The following is a 16,617-nucleotide window of genomic DNA, read 5'->3' on the forward strand; positions in this document are numbered from 1 at the left end:
CACCTAATAAATTATAAAATGAAACTAAAACAATTTGATTTATAGTATGTAAAGACAAATACTAGTTTTGTTTTATAGTTTAGTTGGTGTAAGTTGTACCCGAAAAAGAAAAAATGAAAAAAAGAATACTCATCCTTTGCTTGCTAGGCTTTGGACTACAACAAACACATGCTCAGGAAAACATCAAAACGATGTTTTACAATCTCTTGAATTTTCCTGAACTATCACTTGATAGACTGGATGAGTTGGAAATCATTATTTCCGATTATCAACCCGATTTATTTATGGTTTGTGAGCTAAATGATGAATTTGGCGCAGGATTGATCCTAAACAAATTACAAATGATCAATCCAAACTACGTACAAGCAACGTACTTTAACAATACTTCAGATGATAATGGTAGTGATTCTAATCTACTTCAAAACTTAATCTATTACGATAGTTCTAAATTTATATTAGAAGCGCAAGATATCATTACAACAACATTGCGCGACTTTAATCGCTACACCTTAAAACTAAACACGGTAAATCAAGCTACAAATCCTATTCTATTAGAAGTATTTGTAACGCACTTAAAAGCAGGAAACTCTCCAGAAGATGAATTGCGCCGTTTTTTAATGGTTGAAGAGTTTACATCGTATCTTTCTACAATTGATGCAAACAGCAAAGTAATATTTGCTGGTGATTTAAATTTATACACAAGCAACGACATTACATTTCAAAAACTAATAGATCCTACAAATGCCATTACGCTTGTAGATCCAATCAATCGGTTGGGCGATTGGCATAACAACGACAACTTTGTAGATGTATTTACACAATCTACACGTACACAAGGTGGTTTAGGTGGCGCTTCTGGCGGATTTGACGACCGTTTTGATTTTATCTTGACTTCCGAAAATGTATTGACAAATACAGATTTATATTATGTTCCAGACTCATACAAATCATTCGGAAACAACTTAAATTCAAACTGCTACAACAGCGCAATTAATTCATCAGATTGTGCCGAAGTTCCTGGTTCTGGTATAAGCTACTCTCCTACTTTACGAAATGCATTGCACGACATGAGCGATCATTTGCCTGTAGTGATGGAATTAGAAACCAACGAACAATTACTAAGCACAGCACAATTTGCAGAAAAAAGCACATTTCAATTCATTCGTGGAAACATCGCAGACAATCAATTGGCATTTATGTTAAATTCTGCCACCACAAACAATGAATATGTGATATACGACATTTTAGCACGAAAATTGATGTCTGGTAAGGTGAAAAATAACGATATTACAAACGTAAATGTTGGAAACCTACCGAAAGGCATTTACTATATAAAGATTGACGATTTTACAGAAACTAAAAAATTTATAAAAAAATAATTGAATACAATACGTACCCATTTCGCACTATACATTCTATTATTCCTGAGTTTCACAACTTTTGGACAGCATAAAAATACAGTTACAGCAACGCTTCAAGCGGAAAGTAACTCCATGAATGTTGAACAAAAAATCACTTACACAAACGAAACAGGAACAACGCTTACGGAAATTTATCTCAACGATTGGAATCATGCCTTTTCTGGGAAAAATACACCGTTAGCTAAAAGATTTGCAGAAGAGTATCATAGAAACTTTCACTTAGCCAGAGAAAAAAAACGTGGAAATACTGCAATTGACCAAATTTCTGCAAATGGAAGTACGTTAAATTGGGAACGTCTTAAAGAACAAGTCGATATTATAAAAGTAACACTAAGCAAACCATTGCAACCTAATGAAACTGTTACATTCGATCTTAAATATCAAGTAAAACTTCCGTATGACGAATTTACACGCTATGGTTTTACAAAAAATGGCGATTTCAGTTTACGCTATTGGTACTTAACGCCAGCTGCATACCGAAATGGCTGGAAACTTTACAGCAACAAAAACTTAGACGATTTATACACAGAGCAAGCAGAACATGACATAACGCTTAATTTTCCTGAAAAATTTAAAGTTATTTCTAGTGCTGACACTGCTGTAGATAGTGGAAACGGTTCAATTAAGCTTACTGCAAAAGATGTAAAAGACATTACCATTTTACTACGTCAAAACTCAGGTTTTAAAACGTTTCAAACCGATAAAGTAAATATTACTACAAACTTAGATCCGTACCGACTTGACGAAAAACAACAAGCAATTGCTATTGATAAAGTCGTACAATTCATTCATGAAAAACTAGGAGAATTTCCTAGAAAAAACATGATGATCTCTAAAATTGATAACAAAAAAAATCCTGTATACGGATTGGGACAACTCCCATCGTTTGTAAGACCATTTACAGATGATTTTCAATATGAAATAAAAATTTTAAAAGCAGTACTCACCAAAAACTTAGAAGAATCTATGTGGATGGATACACGTACTGAAAAGTGGATTTCTGACGCCTTAGAGACCTACATGTTAATGGTATATGCAGAAACGTTCTATCCAAACATGAAGCTTACAGGCGGATTGTCTAAAGTTTGGGGAATTCGTTCATATGAATTTGCCAAACTAAACTTCAACGATCAATATCCGTTTTTATACATGCTAATGGCGCGTAAAAACATAGATCAACCATTAAATACTTCTAAGGACTCTTTAACAAAATTCAACAACAACATTGCCAATAAATACAAAGCTGGTGTTGGACTTAAATACCTAAAATCATACTTTGACGAACTTGTTATTGACGACTTTGTAAAAGAATTCTATACTAACAATCGTTTAAAAAAATCGACACGTAAAGATTTTGAAGATTTACTAAAGTCAAAAGCACCAAAAGATATTAATTGGTACTTTGACAACTATGTAGATTCGAGAAAACGAATTGATTACAAAATTAAAAAAGTAAAAAAGACAGACGATTCGTTACAAGTAACCATCAAAAACAAATACGAAGGTAACTTCCCTATTTCACTCTTCGGAATTAAAAATGACTCTGTAGTTTCAAAACACTGGATTACAGATGTTGGTGAAAAGAAAACAGTAACCATTCCGCGTGACGGAATTGATCGACTCGTATTAAACTATGATAAAATCATTCCAGAATTCAACCAGCGTGACAACTGGAAATCATTAAACGGATTCTTTGCAAACAACAAAAAACTACGATTCACCTTTTTTAAAGATGCTGAAAATCCGCATTACAATCAAATATTCTTTGTTCCTGTAGCACGATTCAACTTATATGATGGATTTACGCCAGGAATGCGTTTATACAACAAAGTATTTCTTACCAAACGCTTGCTATATGATTTTAAACCGTCGTATGGTTTGCGTTCCAAGCAATTGGTAGGTTCGGGAAGTATATCGTACCGTCATGACATTAAAAAAACCAACAGTAATTTATATTTTGTGCGTTTTACTGCAGGTGGAAACTACTTTAACTATGCTGAAAATTTAACGTATACACGTTTGGTTCCAAAAGTGACGTTTGGTTTTAGAAATCCAGATTTCAGATCCAATCAAAAGGAATTCATCGATTTCAGATATGTGATTGTACAACGTGAACAAGATCCGACTCTTGAAACGGAAAATGAACCAAATTATAGTGTGTTTAATGCACGTTATGTATACTCTAATCCTGATCCAATTCGTCACATGACTTGGTTTACAGATTTTCAAATCACAAAACGATTCTCCAAAGTTTCGTTCAATCTAAACTATAGAAAACTCTTTCAAGATAATCGACAACTAAATGTGCGTTTCTTCTTTGGAAAGTTCTTATTTAATGATACAAATTCAGACTTTTTTAGCTTCGCGCTAGATAGACCAACCGATTATCTATTTGATTACAACTATTACGGTCGATCAGAAGACACAGGATTATTTAGTCAACAATTAGTTGTCGCTGAAGGTGGATTTAAATCCAAACTAGAAAGTCCGTTCTCTAACGATTGGATAGGAACTGCCAATGCTAGTTACAGTATTTGGAAATGGATTGAAGCCTACGGAGATGTTGGTTTTCTAAAAAACAATGGAAGAAGTACACGCTTTGTATACGATTCTGGAATTCGTCTAAACTTAGTTCCTGATTATTTCGAATTATACATTCCTGTCTATTCTAACAATGGCTGGGAAATTGCGCAACCTGGATTCGATCAACGCATTCGATTCATTGTAACATTAAGTCCAAAAACATTGACGAAACTGTTTACTAGGAAGTGGTTTTAGGGTATTGGGTATTGGGTATTGGGTATTGGGTATTGGGTATTGGTAATGAATCGCTTTTTATTGAAAACTCAGCTTGATAGTTCAGTTAATTCAGTAAACACCATAATTCTTCATTGTTTTTCGCTAACTTACTTTGCCTACAAACCTACGCAAATACCTTAGTTACAAGTATGTCTTACTAAAATCAAGAAACATGGAAAGTTTACATCAAAGCATAGAGAATCATTATCTTAAAGAAGGACTTTACGAGGATATCATGAATCGTCTTAAAGAACAAAACATTGCACTTACTAATGTAAAAAGGTCTGATATTGCTGGTGTAGATGAATTTCATGTACGTGGAGCAGCTGTATCGAAAGAGCTTGCCAATAGTATTGATTTGAATAGACTGAATGTTTTAGATGTAGGTTGCGGATTAGGAGGTCCGTGCAGAATGCTTGCTGATGAATATAACTGTCAAACTACAGGAATAGATTTAAGTACTGAATATATAAGAACCGCCAAAAAACTATCTGAGCTTGTAAATTTAGACAACAAAACAACTTTTATTCAAGGAGACGCAGCTAAACTTCCTTTTAAGGACAATACATTTGATGTTGTTTGGACACAACACGTTCAAATGAACATTCCAAATAAGAAACAATTCTACTCCGAAATTAATAGAGTATTAAAAACAGGTGGACATTTTCTTTTTTATGATATTCTAAAAAAAGGAGTTGAAGAAGTAAGTTATCCAATGCCTTGGGCTAGCAAAGCTGACTTTAGTTTTTTGTTTACGATAGAAGAAATGAATGGTTATTTAACAGAACTTGGTTTGACCAAAAAACAAACTACAGACCAAACTCAAGCAGGAATTGATTTTTTTGATGCACTTGTTGCAAGACTAAAAGAATTTGGACCTCCAAAAATAGGATTGAATGTGCTAATGGGCGATACTACAAAACCTAAACTCATGAATCTCTTAACACATTTAAAAAGCAAAAAACTAGAACTTAAAAGTGGTGTTTATAAGAAATAGCTTAGTCTATTTTAGGTTCAAAATTCAAATGAAAGAAAATTAAACAATTGTCAGTGAAAAAGTGATTTTCTTACGAATATTAAATAAATCGCATCAAAAATGCGTTTTTATTAAATTATCTTTATCTTTTTAGCACTTTCAACTATTGCAAAATTGCTCATTTTTTATTAAATTTGCAGGACTTCAATCCGAGAAAACTATGCAAGCAAAAGTTGAAAACACACAAGACATTTCATTCGATCAATTCAAAGAGGAAATCATGCAAGACTATACAACCGCGGTTGTTAGTAGAGAATGTAGCCTTCTAGGTCGTAGAGAAGTGTTGACAGGAAAAGCCAAGTTTGGTATTTTCGGAGACGGAAAAGAAGTACCTCAATTAGCCCTAGCCAAAGCATTTCAAAACGGTGATTTTAGATCTGGTTATTACCGCGATCAAACCTTTATGATGGCAATTGGTGAGCTAAACATTCAACAGTTTTTCGCTGGTTTGTATGCACATACAGATATTGAAGTAGAACCAATGTCTGCTGGAAGACAAATGGGCGGACACTTTGCAACACACAGTTTAGACAAAAACGGTGAGTGGAAAAACTTAACACAACAAAAAAATTCTAGTGCAGACATCTCTCCTACTGCGGGGCAAATGCCGCGTTTATTAGGATTGGCACAAGCATCAAAAATATATAGACATGTAGAAGGAATTGATGCAGAAAAATTCTCAAAGAACGGAAACGAAATCGCTTGGGGAACTATCGGAAATGCTAGTACAAGTGAAGGATTATTCTTTGAAACTATCAATGCTGCTGGTGTATTACAAGTTCCTATGGTAATGAGTGTTTGGGATGATGAATACGGAATTTCAGTACATGCAAAACATCAAACAACCAAAGAAAATATTTCTGAAATCTTAAAAGGTTTTCAACGTAACGAAAACGAAAACGGATATGAAATTTTTAGAGTTAATGGTTGGGATTATCCATCATTAATAGCAACCTACCAAAAAGCATCTGATATTGCACGCGAACAACATGTTCCTGTGTTAATTCACGTGCAACAAGTAACGCAACCACAAGGACATTCTACTTCTGGTTCGCATGAACGTTACAAAAGTAAAGAGCGTTTGGCTTGGGAAGTTGAATACGATTGTAATGCGCAAATGCGTCAGTGGATGATTGAAAATGGTATTGAAACTGATGAAAATTTAACTGCCCTTGAAAAAGATATCAAAAGGCAAGTGCGTGAAGGTAAAAAAGCAGCATGGAAAGCGTTTGTAGCGCCAATGAAGCAGGAACAAGCAGAAGTTGTAAGTTTACTTGATAACTTAGCAAAAACGAGTCCTAACAAAGTATTCATCAACAAACTCAAAGAAGATTTGGCAGTCATAGTAGAACCTATTCGTAAAGAAATTGCTGGGTTTGCACGTAAAGCGTTGCGTTTGGTAATTGGTGAAACTTCTGCTGAAAAACAAGCATTAAGCAATTGGATTACTGCTTACTTTGGAAAAATTCAACCAAAATACAGTTCACACTTATATAGTGAATCTGCAAAAAGTGTTCTTAAAATTGAACCAAATGCTCCTGTATATGCAGATACTCCAGAAGAAGTTGATGCACGTATTGTATTGAGAGATAACTTTGATGCACTATTTTCAAAATATCCTGAAGTATTAATCTTTGGAGAAGATGCTGGAGAAATTGGAGATGTAAATCAAGGGTTGGAAGGAATGCAAGAGAAATACGGGAAATTACGTGTTTCCGATACTGGAATTCGCGAAGCTACCATACTTGGACAAGGAATTGGAATGGCTATGCGTGGATTGCGTCCAATTGCAGAAATTCAATACTTAGATTACCTTTTATATGCATTACAAATTATGAGTGACGATTTGGCTACTGTATTATACAGAACCAAAGGAACTCAAAAAGCGCCTGTCATTATTCGTACGCGTGGACATCGTTTGGAAGGAATTTGGCATTCAGGTTCGCCAATGGGAGCAATTATAAACGCTATCAAAGGAATTCATGTATTAGTACCTAGAAACATGACTAAAGCAGCAGGTTTTTACAATACTTTATTAGAAAGTGATGAACCAGCTTTAGTTGTAGAATGTTTGAACGGATATCGTTTAAAAGAGCAATTACCAACGAATTTAGGAGAATTTAAAACACAAATAGGAGTTGTAGAAACTATCAAAGAAGGAAGCGACATGACTGTTGTTTCGTATGGTTCTACGCTACGTATCATAGAACAAGCAGCAAAAGAATTACAAGCTGTTGGTATCGATATTGAAATCATTGATTGTCAATCATTAATACCTTTCGATATCAATCACGATTCAGTAAAGAGTGTACAAAAAACAAATCGTTTGTTAGTTGTAGACGAAGATGTTCCTGGTGGTGCTTCTGCTTTTATCTTACAACATATTGTAGACGAACAAAACGGATATCAGTATTTAGACAGCAAACCGCAAACATTATCTGCAAAAGCACACAGACCAGCGTATGGAACTGATGGAGATTACTTCTCTAAGCCTTCTGCGGAAGATGTATTTGAAAAAGTATACGCTATGATGCATGAAGCAAATCCAACTGATTTCCCGAAGTTGTACTAAGAAATACAATACCTTAAAATATACAAACGCCAAACATCATTTTGTTTGGCGTTTTTTTTATATCTAATTATATGATTAGTATGATTATACCGTAACATAAACACTACTTACAATTCATGAATTGTAAACTATTTCTTTATTTTAAAAGAAAGCTTTTTTGTACTTTTAAACAAATAACAAAATTATCAAATCATGAAAAAAAGAAAATTAAACGGTCTTCAATTAAATAAAAGATCTATTTCAAATCTTGACAACAAAAAAGGAGGAGTTGTTCCACCACCGCCACCAACTCAAGCACAAACTTGCGGTCTTGGAGGTCATGGAGCTTGTCCAACTGTAGATACATGTATTCCATTAACGGCAGATTGTGTAACAAATGATTGCGGAACAAGGTTTTGGTGCGGCCCACCAAGTAATCATCCTTCTTGTTTTATAACACAAGATATAGATTGTGACATAAAAATCTAAACACTATTTTAAAAACGAACTTCGGTTCGTTTTTTTTATGCTTAAAAATAATAAAATGTCTTTTCAGAAAGTAACCAATTTTGAATACATCATTACTATATAAACTCTATATTTGAATTTATATTAATGAACACAAAATCACGAATACAATCTATCGTAAACGCAACACCATTAGATGTTGAACTTACGAATGTTTCGATGTTTGATCTTTCTGCATTACAACTTTCAATACTTCCAGAATTTCAATTGCCAACCAATCGTCGATTAGGGCATTTGGTAGAAAAAATAGTATCTGAACTCATTAAAGCATCGGAGAACTACAAAATGCTGTATGAAAATGTTCAAATCATACAAAACAAAAATACCATTGGCGAAATTGACTTTATCATTCAACACATTGATTCAAAAGAACTTATTCATTTAGAACTAGCTTATAAATTCTATTTGTTTGATCCGACAATTTCATCTGAAGCTACACATAATTGGACTGGTCCAAATCGAAAAGATGCGCTGCATGAAAAATTAGAAAAACTACAACAAAAGCAGTTTCCACTACTCTATCATCAAGCTAGCAAAGCGCAATTGCCTTCAATAGAAATTAACAAGGTTTCTCAAAAGTTGTGTGTATTGGCGAATTTGTTCATTCCATATCAATACAAAGAAAAATTTAGTGAAACCTATCAAAAGGCAATCAAAGGGTATTATGTAAACTTTGATACGTTCGTAAGTTTAGACAATTCCGCGAAAGCGTATTATATTCCTACCAAAAAAGAATGGGGAATTGTTCCTTCTGAGAATGAAGTATGGACAAATTTTAAAGGTGTAAAAGAATCTATTACCGAAAGCATGTCCGCAAAACGATCGCTTTTATGTTGGCAAAAACATGATGATTCATTTGAAGAATTTTTTATTGTTTGGTGGTCATGTTAAAATGTTATGCTAAATTAGACTAAATGAGAAATTCTACACGAAGAAATAGAAACATAGGAACTGCCAAACAAGGTTTTGGACAAAATAACAAATTAGTTGTCCCTTATCATGCCCAAGAAATGAAAAGCTTCTACGAAAGATTGGAAGAATATAATGTAGTTAAAAGAACTATAAACAATCATACATTTAAGTTTGTCGTAGAAAAAACTAGAGAGAATTCATTTCATGCGTGTACGATTGATGATTTAGAAACTATACTAGCGCAGATTCCAAAAGACCATTACGGAGATTTAGAACTAATTATTTTAAGGCAACCAACAAGGAAAGAAGAAAATTTAAAAGCAGTTTGGGGTAGATTAATATACTCTTATGAATTTGAAAACGACTATCTTCCCGCTATAATAATTGAAGCAGTTAATTTAGAAGGCAGTTTTAAGTGGCCTAAGAAATTAAGTGTTGGAGGGCAAAAAGAACTGGAAAGGCTTAAAGAAGATGGACATAAAATAGTAATGGGAAAACGTTACTTTGAAGCCGAATATACCATTGAAAATATAAGAGCAACACAACTTTATAGAACGCTACCTCACGAATTTGGACATTATGTTCATTATTTAGACCTTGTTATAAAGCCCGAAAAAACTGATGAAGAAGATGATGCTTGGGAGAAACGATGGAATGATTATCATCGTTTGCCTACTTCAGAAAAAGAAAGTTTTGCGCACTCATATGCTGATACATTTAAAAGCAAATTGGAAACTAAAAACCTAATTCCTTTTGATAGAATATTAGATTTGGATAAAATAAAAAAAGACGGATTGAATATATCTGACTTTAAAACATAGTCTCAAATCGTATTCTGAGCCAATTTCATCTCTTAAAAACTGAAAAAGTTTAGTAGCTTTGAATTCAACAAAAGTTACTCCGTAAATGTTCCCAAGTTTCAACATTCATAGTACACCATTATTGGTTCTTGTAATTCAAGGATTGATTTTAATGAGTTTATTTTGCAAACGTTATGTTGAAAAGAAGAATACTTCCGATGCCATTTTAGCAATTTTATTACTCATTGTTTCTTATCAACAAACCTGCTACACCGTTGGTTTTATGGGTTGGTACGACACGTTTCGGAATACCAAAATCAATTACTTTTTGATTCCTGCAGAAACTGCAATTGCTCCTTTAATTTATTTCTATGTAAAATCGATCACGAAATCTAACTTTAAGTTTCAGAAAAATCATTGGTGGCATTTTGCTATTCCAATCAGTTTTGTTGTGTATCGATTGACCATTTTCACCTATGACGCCATGCAATCGGGATTCAACGAAACGCAAAATGGTATTTTAAAAATTGAACTCGATCAAGCTATCATGAAACCTGTTTTACTAATAATTGGTTTTTCTGTAATGCTACTCTATTTAGCATTTACCATTCAATTATACTATAATTACCGTCAAAAAATAAAGCAATATTTCTCTAATGTTTTTAAACTTGAGCTGAATTGGATTCGTAACTTCCTCATTGTTTTCACATTCTTATTTCTATATGATTCTATACAAAATATTGTCGGAACCATTATAGATTTAGGATATAATGAGCGTTGGTGGCTGAATTTGTCTTTGGCAATTTGCGCTATTTATATAGGGTTGAAAGGCTATTTTACTGATACTACAAAGTTGAACAAATTAGACTTTAGTTTTTCGCCAAAACAAATTTCCATTCCTGAAACTACTAAAGAAGCTAAAAAAGAAATTGCAAGTACAGCTATTGAAGCAATCGCAGAACTTATGGAACGTGAGAGACCGTACTTGAATCCAGATTTAAACTTATCTGAATTGGCAAAACAAGCCAATCTAACACGCGGACAACTTTCTGAGATTATCAATAGTGGGTTTCAAATGAATTTCAATGATTTTGTCAATTCCTATCGTGTCAACGCGTTCAAAGGAATGCTAAAAGAAGGCAAACACAAACAACTTTCTTTACTGGGAATTGCCTACGAATGCGGTTTTAATAGTAAAGCAACCTTCAACAGAGTCTTCAAAAAACTAACCAACTTCTCTCCTACGCAGTATTTACAATCCTTGGCGGGTTGATGTTTTAGTCTGTCAATTTACTTTACTAAAACTCTAAGAGCGCAGCAAGTCTAATAATCCAACAATCTAAAAGCGCTTGCACTGAGCTTATCGAAGTAAAGCGTGTCTAAAAACAACGTCTCAAATCATAAAAAGTAATTTTTTGAGTTACCTTTTGAGACTATATACATGTTTTCAATCTATCGTGTTAAAAATTTCATAGTAACCTTTCTATTCAAAAAAAATCTTATAGCTTTAGAATATAAAAATCATCTGAATGAATTCACATATATATATTGCCTTTCTACTAAGTTTATTTCTACTTCCAATAACTGCACAATCTCAAAAAAAAGCAAAGAAACTATATGTATATGAACTCGATAATACGGAAGGAAGTACTCCTATTAAAACACTTGAAGCCTATTATGAATACAATGGTTTAGGAAAAGAAACCGTTGGTAAATTTTACAGAAACAATGAAGTAACATTGATGTATACAAAAAAATATAAGAATGATTCTATTTTAATTGTTGAACACAAGGATTCAAAAACGACAAAATATAGCTACGACGAATTAAATCGACTTAAAAAAAAGACGACAACCTCTGATGGTGAAATTACATTTACAGCAGAATATTGGTATGATGAAGCTGATAATCTAATTAAAGAGAAGCGCAGTAATGGTTTGGCTGCATATAATTCGTATGATATACACAACAATTTAATCAGTACCATAAATACACTAAACGGTCGTGAGTTTTTCACAATATACTATAAATACAATGCGTTTAATCAAAAAGTTAGTTTTACAAAATCTAATGAAACTGGTTGGAATAATTATTATATATATGATAGGCATGGAAACAAAGTTGAATTTCTTCGCTTTAATCAAATCGGAGAATTGTCCCAAAAAATAACCTATGAATACGATACATTCAATAGAGTAATTAAAGAGCATAATTATGACGAAAGTACTAATGAAGTTTCATTTACTCAAATATATGTTTATGAATAAAGTTTCCCTGTTAAAATGTATCAATACACGCTAAGTTTTCTGTCTAAAGATCTAAGAGCGTAAGCAAATCTAACAATCTAAGAGCGTTCGCAGCGAATCTAACAAGTCTCAAATCGTACAATAAGTCTTCTCCACACGCTTTAAGTCGCGTACCAGCGTTTCATATTGCAAATTTGTATCAAACAAAAACGATATAAAATTTAAACTCATGAAAACAATTATCACATTCTTCATTTCAATCGCAATTTTATCATTCGCACAAGCGCAACAAAAAGTAAACATTTCTGACTTTGAAAGCTTACATAATACTGATTGGACAGGCGAAATTATGTATGCAAACTATAGTGATAGTAAAAAAGTTACTTTACCAACAACACTTAAAATTCAAGTTAAGAATAACAACCTCATTTTTAAAACAAATTACACTACAGAAAAAAGTGCAAACAGTAAAAACAGCATCAAACTCCGAAAAGATGGAACCTATTTAGGTAATGAAAAAATAATTCGCGTTCAAAAATCAACTGATGGAAGTACGGAAATTGAAACCATGTACGAAGGAAAAGACGATAATAAAGATGCAACAATCTACATTACATATTTCTTCAACGACACACAACTTTCTATGAAAAAGGAAGTAGAATTTAAAGATACATCGAGAAAGTTTGTTCGCAACCAATACACGTATACAAAACTATAAGTCAACACATTAAAGCAATCATGTCATAAAAATTATACTTAGCAACGAAATCGCCTAAAATTCCTCTTTAGGCGATTTTTATAATTCTAATTTACAAAATTAATTGCGCATTACTTTTCTCCAGTATCACAAGTTTGACAGGTTCCTCCTAAAGAATTTCTATCATAACAACTCCATCCTATAGAAGTGAAAATGCAAAATACAGATGATAACGGATCGGAACCTGTACCTCCTTTTTGCCCATTAAAATCTGTTAGTGCTTTAAAATTTAGACTAGAAATAGATTTTTTACTAAGGTCTAATTTTTTATGATTTCTTTTTTTCATAATAAATGATTTTAAATTAATACGATCTAAAGAGAGCTATTTAAAATGAAAATTAAAAGAGTAAATGTAAATGCGTATCTGTTAAATTCATATTCGTAAAAAAGGAAGAAAAACGAACTACAAAGCTCATTTAATCTAAAAAAATAGTAGCAAACCGTATTATTCAACCAAACCATAACACATTTAATTGAAGCTATTTACAGGGTTTCTTGAGCGATATTTCACTTTTCTTAAAAAAATATTAAACCATTGCGCAAGTTTTTAGTCAAAATAGCATCCTATATTAAAACCACAATCAATTTATCGTATGAAGAAATACTACTTTATGAATTTTAAACACCGATACCTTATGAAAAAGTATGTATTTCTATTTTCGATTTTATTGTTCTCTTGTGCTTCAGATGAAGATGTATACACAGAAATTCCTGACGAGAATTCAGACACACCGACAATTCCGACTGATAATACTGTGAATGGAATTGACATGTCTGACTTTTTTTCAATCAATTTTGATGATTTACCTAATTACAGTAATCCCGATTATCCAATTCATTATATAAATTCTGTTGGCGATAACAACGAACCTGCCAACAATCAAGCAACGGATACAGGTGCGATTTTAGGACGCGTTTTATTTTTTGATAAACAATTAAGTATCAACGATGCAGTTTCATGCGCAAGCTGTCACCAACAAGGAATTGCGTTTACAGATAACGATCAATTCAGTACAGGTTTTGATGGTGTAAGTGTTACAGGTGCACACTCAATGCGATTGTTGAATGCTCGTTTTTATGAAGGTGAATCCTTCTTTTGGGACAAACGCGCTCCTACCTTAGAAGCGCAAACAACAGAACCAATTATCAACAGCGTAGAAATGGGCTTTGATGATAGCAATGGTGGTTTGGATGCATTGATTACCAAAATGAATACGATAGCATATTATCCAGCTTTGTTTGAATTGGCTTTTGGCGACGGAAACATTACTGTAGATAGAATTCAGCGCGCATTAGCACAATACATTCGTTGTATGGTTTCTACTGATAGTAGATTTGATCAGGCATTTGCTCAAGTGTACAACCCAAATGCGCCTGGCGATGGCGTTGGAGCTAACTTTCCAGGTTTTACAGCCGAAGAAAATTTAGGAAAACAAATTTTTACCACAAATCAAGGAAATATCAATTGTGCAACTTGTCATGAATTGCCAACATTTGCACTAAACGATAACTCAAGAAGTAATGGATTAGATGCTGGAGAAACTATCATATTCAAATCTCCATCATTGAAAAATATAGCAACCTCTGCACAATTTATGCATGATGGCAGTTTAGGAAGTTTAGAAGAAGTTGTTGAATTTTACAATTCAGGGATTCAAAATGGTCCTGCGTTAGATAATAGATTGCGCGATCAAAACGGACCAAGACGTATGAACTTATCACAAGCTGAAAAAGATGCCTTAGTAGCCTTTTTAAGGACTTTAACAGATGAAACTGTAGTAAGTGACTCAAAGTTTTCAGATCCGTTTATAGAATAAAATTAATTTATTAGATTTTAGCCTCGAATATATTTTAAAAAGTCTGTTTTTTTATAAAGCAGGCTTTTTATCTTTGCGCATGATTAAAAATTTAAGCACTATCCTATTATTGGCTTTTCTTCTGTTTAGTTGTAATTCTAAGCACAAAGAAAGTGAACTGACAAACTGGAAAACAGAGAATTATATTGACTCTGTTCAAATTTTATTGACAAATGAATACAAATTCAATGAAGCGTATAGTTCTGGAGCAAGTTCATTTCTAGTTAAAGCCAAAAACGATACATTTTTATGTACTGCAAAACATTTAATTGGTGACGCAATGGGCATCGACCCTGAAATTAAAACTGATGCGTTTAATTCATCTCTAATCTATTGGAAAGCTTTTCCTAGAGGCGATAAACTCTCAAAAGATACAATTATAGGTTCAAAACTAGTAAATGAAAAAATATCTGATGTAGATATTATTTTACAAGAATGTAAACTTGAACAATCAAACAATATTCTAGCGCTAACACCAAGGTTTACAAGAGCCAAAAGAGGTGAACGATTTGAGATTATAGGTTGTGAATATATAGATTTTGATTGTCATCAACGTTCATACTCCGCAACAATGGATTCGTATGAATCTGGGCTACTCATATTAAAATCAGCTACAAATTTTTCTGCAAATGGTTTTAGCGGAGCTCCAGTAATAGATTCAAAAGGCTTAGTAATCGGAGTATTATCTGGTGGTGGTGAATTTGAAGGAAATCTTTATGTATCTATTGAACCATTATCAAAAGTTAAAAAATATTTACAGTAAAATTACGAACTTAGAAAGCATCTTTTTTATTTAACATTCACACTATGAAACCAATTGACGTAGTTATTTTAACAGACAATCGCTACACAAATCCTGTAGAACGTAACGAATACATAAACAATGTATTACTTGAAGATCAATTGGTACAAGATGCGCTTGAAGCAGCAGGTTTACAAGTAAAAAGACTTGCTTGGGATGATGTTAATTTTGATTGGAATACTACAAAATATGCACTCTTTAGAACTACTTGGGATTATTTTGATCGTTTTGACGAATTTTCAAAATGGTTAACAAAAGTAAGTCAAGAAACAATCCTATTGAATTCTGCAAAGATGATTCATTGGAATATAGACAAACACTATTTACAAGATTTAGCAAATAATGGTGTTGCTACAGTTCCAACGTATTTTATTGAAAAAGGTGATACGCGTTCGCTGGCAGAAATTCATCAAGAATTATCTTGGGAAGAAACTGTTTTAAAACCCTGTGTTTCTGGTGCTGGAAGACATACGTATAAATTAAATTCAACAACTATTAGTGAACACGAAACTGTGCATAAAAGCTTAATTGCAGAAGAAGCGATGATGTTGCAACCTTTTATGAATCAAATTGTAAGCAAAGGAGAAGTTTCTCTAGTAATCATCAACGGAACATATACACATTCAATTTTAAAGAAAGCTAAAAAAGGGGATTTTAGAGTGCAAGATGATTTCGGCGGAAGCTTACACGAATACACACCATCACCAACTGAAATTGAATTTGCAGAAAAAGCAATACGAGCTTGTATAGAAATGCCAATGTATGCACGTGTAGATATTATTTGGGATAATGAAAACAAGTTAGCTATTTCTGAATTGGAACTAATTGAACCTGAATTATGGTTTCGTTTCAATAAAGATGCGGCAACGCAATTGGCAAACGCAATTGGAACCTTACTAAAAAAATAA

Annotated in this window: 14 protein-coding genes; 13 read left to right on the plus strand and 1 reads right to left on the minus strand. The window is 33.1% G+C overall.

What is annotated here, in order from left to right; genetic code table 11:
* Positions 1–113 precede the first annotated feature (113 nt).
* The 10 genes from ACRBBL_RS07405 to ACRBBL_RS07450 all read left to right on the plus strand — a co-directional run bounded on the left by ACRBBL_RS07405 (position 114) and on the right by ACRBBL_RS07450 (position 13,011).
* The gene (locus ACRBBL_RS07405) at positions 114–1,379 is read left to right on the plus strand and encodes a T9SS type A sorting domain-containing protein (RefSeq protein ID WP_431368391.1); all 1,266 of its coding nucleotides are present in this window, start codon (positions 114–116) and stop codon (positions 1,377–1,379) included.
* Positions 1,380–4,199 carry a metalloprotease gene (locus ACRBBL_RS07410; RefSeq protein WP_431368392.1) on the plus strand — a complete coding sequence of 940 codons (2,820 nt, stop codon included), beginning with the start codon at positions 1,380–1,382 and terminating at the stop codon, positions 4,197–4,199.
* A 193-nt stretch (positions 4,200–4,392) separates the two neighbouring features.
* Positions 4,393–5,217, plus strand: coding sequence for a class I SAM-dependent methyltransferase (locus tag ACRBBL_RS07415; RefSeq protein ID WP_431368393.1), 825 nt, complete (start codon positions 4,393–4,395; stop codon positions 5,215–5,217).
* A 199-nt stretch (positions 5,218–5,416) separates the two neighbouring features.
* Positions 5,417–7,828 (plus strand): alpha-ketoacid dehydrogenase subunit alpha/beta, encoded by a 2,412-nt coding sequence (locus ACRBBL_RS07420; RefSeq protein ID WP_431368394.1) that lies wholly within the window; start codon positions 5,417–5,419, stop codon positions 7,826–7,828.
* A 192-nt stretch (positions 7,829–8,020) separates the two neighbouring features.
* Positions 8,021–8,296 carry a hypothetical protein gene (locus ACRBBL_RS07425; RefSeq protein ID WP_431368395.1) on the plus strand — a complete coding sequence of 92 codons (276 nt, stop codon included), beginning with the start codon at positions 8,021–8,023 and terminating at the stop codon, positions 8,294–8,296.
* 126 nt (positions 8,297–8,422) lie between these two features.
* A complete protein-coding gene (locus ACRBBL_RS07430) occupies positions 8,423–9,226 on the plus strand; it encodes a DUF1853 family protein (RefSeq protein ID WP_431368396.1) in 804 nt (267 codons plus the stop codon).
* Between the two features lie 23 nt (positions 9,227–9,249).
* Positions 9,250–10,068: a hypothetical protein gene (locus ACRBBL_RS07435; RefSeq protein WP_431368397.1), complete on the plus strand. Its 819-nt coding sequence runs from the start codon at positions 9,250–9,252 to the stop codon at positions 10,066–10,068.
* Between the two features lie 85 nt (positions 10,069–10,153).
* Entirely contained in the window at positions 10,154–11,320 is a 1,167-nt protein-coding gene (locus ACRBBL_RS07440; RefSeq protein WP_431368398.1) for a helix-turn-helix domain-containing protein, read from the plus strand.
* Between the two features lie 256 nt (positions 11,321–11,576).
* The gene (locus tag ACRBBL_RS07445; protein WP_431368399.1) at positions 11,577–12,314 is read left to right on the plus strand and encodes a hypothetical protein; all 738 of its coding nucleotides are present in this window, start codon (positions 11,577–11,579) and stop codon (positions 12,312–12,314) included.
* Between the two features lie 208 nt (positions 12,315–12,522).
* The gene (locus ACRBBL_RS07450) at positions 12,523–13,011 is read left to right on the plus strand and encodes a hypothetical protein (RefSeq protein ID WP_431368400.1); all 489 of its coding nucleotides are present in this window, start codon (positions 12,523–12,525) and stop codon (positions 13,009–13,011) included.
* A gap of 110 nt (positions 13,012–13,121) precedes the next feature.
* Here the strand turns inward: ACRBBL_RS07450 and ACRBBL_RS07455 are convergent, their stop codons facing one another.
* On the minus strand, positions 13,122–13,337 hold the full coding sequence (locus ACRBBL_RS07455) for a hypothetical protein (protein ID WP_431368401.1): 216 nt from the start codon (positions 13,335–13,337) through the stop codon (positions 13,122–13,124).
* 349 nt (positions 13,338–13,686) lie between these two features.
* Between ACRBBL_RS07455 and ACRBBL_RS07460 the strand changes: the two genes are divergently transcribed.
* The 3 genes from ACRBBL_RS07460 (at position 13,687) to ACRBBL_RS07470 (ending at position 16,617) form a co-directional block, all read left to right on the plus strand.
* A complete protein-coding gene (locus ACRBBL_RS07460; protein ID WP_431368402.1) occupies positions 13,687–14,868 on the plus strand; it encodes a cytochrome-c peroxidase in 1,182 nt (393 codons plus the stop codon).
* A gap of 79 nt (positions 14,869–14,947) precedes the next feature.
* Positions 14,948–15,670 carry a hypothetical protein gene (locus ACRBBL_RS07465; protein WP_431368403.1) on the plus strand — a complete coding sequence of 241 codons (723 nt, stop codon included), beginning with the start codon at positions 14,948–14,950 and terminating at the stop codon, positions 15,668–15,670.
* A 44-nt stretch (positions 15,671–15,714) separates the two neighbouring features.
* Entirely contained in the window at positions 15,715–16,617 is a 903-nt protein-coding gene (locus ACRBBL_RS07470) for an ATP-grasp domain-containing protein (protein WP_431368404.1), read from the plus strand.

The sequence above is a fragment of the Kordia sp. genome (genome assembly GCF_050633145.1).
In the GTDB taxonomy this organism is placed as follows: Bacteria; Bacteroidota; Bacteroidia; order Flavobacteriales; family Flavobacteriaceae; genus Kordia.

Excerpts from the sequence above, each read along its gene's own strand:
- ACRBBL_RS07405 (WP_431368391.1), top strand. The coding sequence starts at position 114 with ATGAAAAAAAGAATACTCATCCTTTGCTTGCTAGGCTTTGGACTACAA.
- ACRBBL_RS07415 (WP_431368393.1), top strand. The coding sequence starts at position 4,393 with ATGGAAAGTTTACATCAAAGCATAGAGAATCATTATCTTAAAGAAGGA.
- ACRBBL_RS07420 (WP_431368394.1), top strand. The coding sequence starts at position 5,417 with ATGCAAGCAAAAGTTGAAAACACACAAGACATTTCATTCGATCAATTC.
- ACRBBL_RS07425 (WP_431368395.1), top strand. The coding sequence starts at position 8,021 with ATGAAAAAAAGAAAATTAAACGGTCTTCAATTAAATAAAAGATCTATT.
- ACRBBL_RS07430 (WP_431368396.1), top strand. The coding sequence starts at position 8,423 with ATGAACACAAAATCACGAATACAATCTATCGTAAACGCAACACCATTA.
- ACRBBL_RS07435 (WP_431368397.1), top strand. The coding sequence starts at position 9,250 with ATGAGAAATTCTACACGAAGAAATAGAAACATAGGAACTGCCAAACAA.
- ACRBBL_RS07440 (WP_431368398.1), top strand. The coding sequence starts at position 10,154 with ATGTTCCCAAGTTTCAACATTCATAGTACACCATTATTGGTTCTTGTA.
- ACRBBL_RS07445 (WP_431368399.1), top strand. The coding sequence starts at position 11,577 with ATGAATTCACATATATATATTGCCTTTCTACTAAGTTTATTTCTACTT.
- ACRBBL_RS07450 (WP_431368400.1), top strand. The coding sequence starts at position 12,523 with ATGAAAACAATTATCACATTCTTCATTTCAATCGCAATTTTATCATTC.
- ACRBBL_RS07455 (WP_431368401.1), bottom strand. The coding sequence starts at position 13,337 with ATGAAAAAAAGAAATCATAAAAAATTAGACCTTAGTAAAAAATCTATT.
- ACRBBL_RS07460 (WP_431368402.1), top strand. The coding sequence starts at position 13,687 with ATGAAAAAGTATGTATTTCTATTTTCGATTTTATTGTTCTCTTGTGCT.
- ACRBBL_RS07465 (WP_431368403.1), top strand. The coding sequence starts at position 14,948 with ATGATTAAAAATTTAAGCACTATCCTATTATTGGCTTTTCTTCTGTTT.
- ACRBBL_RS07470 (WP_431368404.1), top strand. The coding sequence starts at position 15,715 with ATGAAACCAATTGACGTAGTTATTTTAACAGACAATCGCTACACAAAT.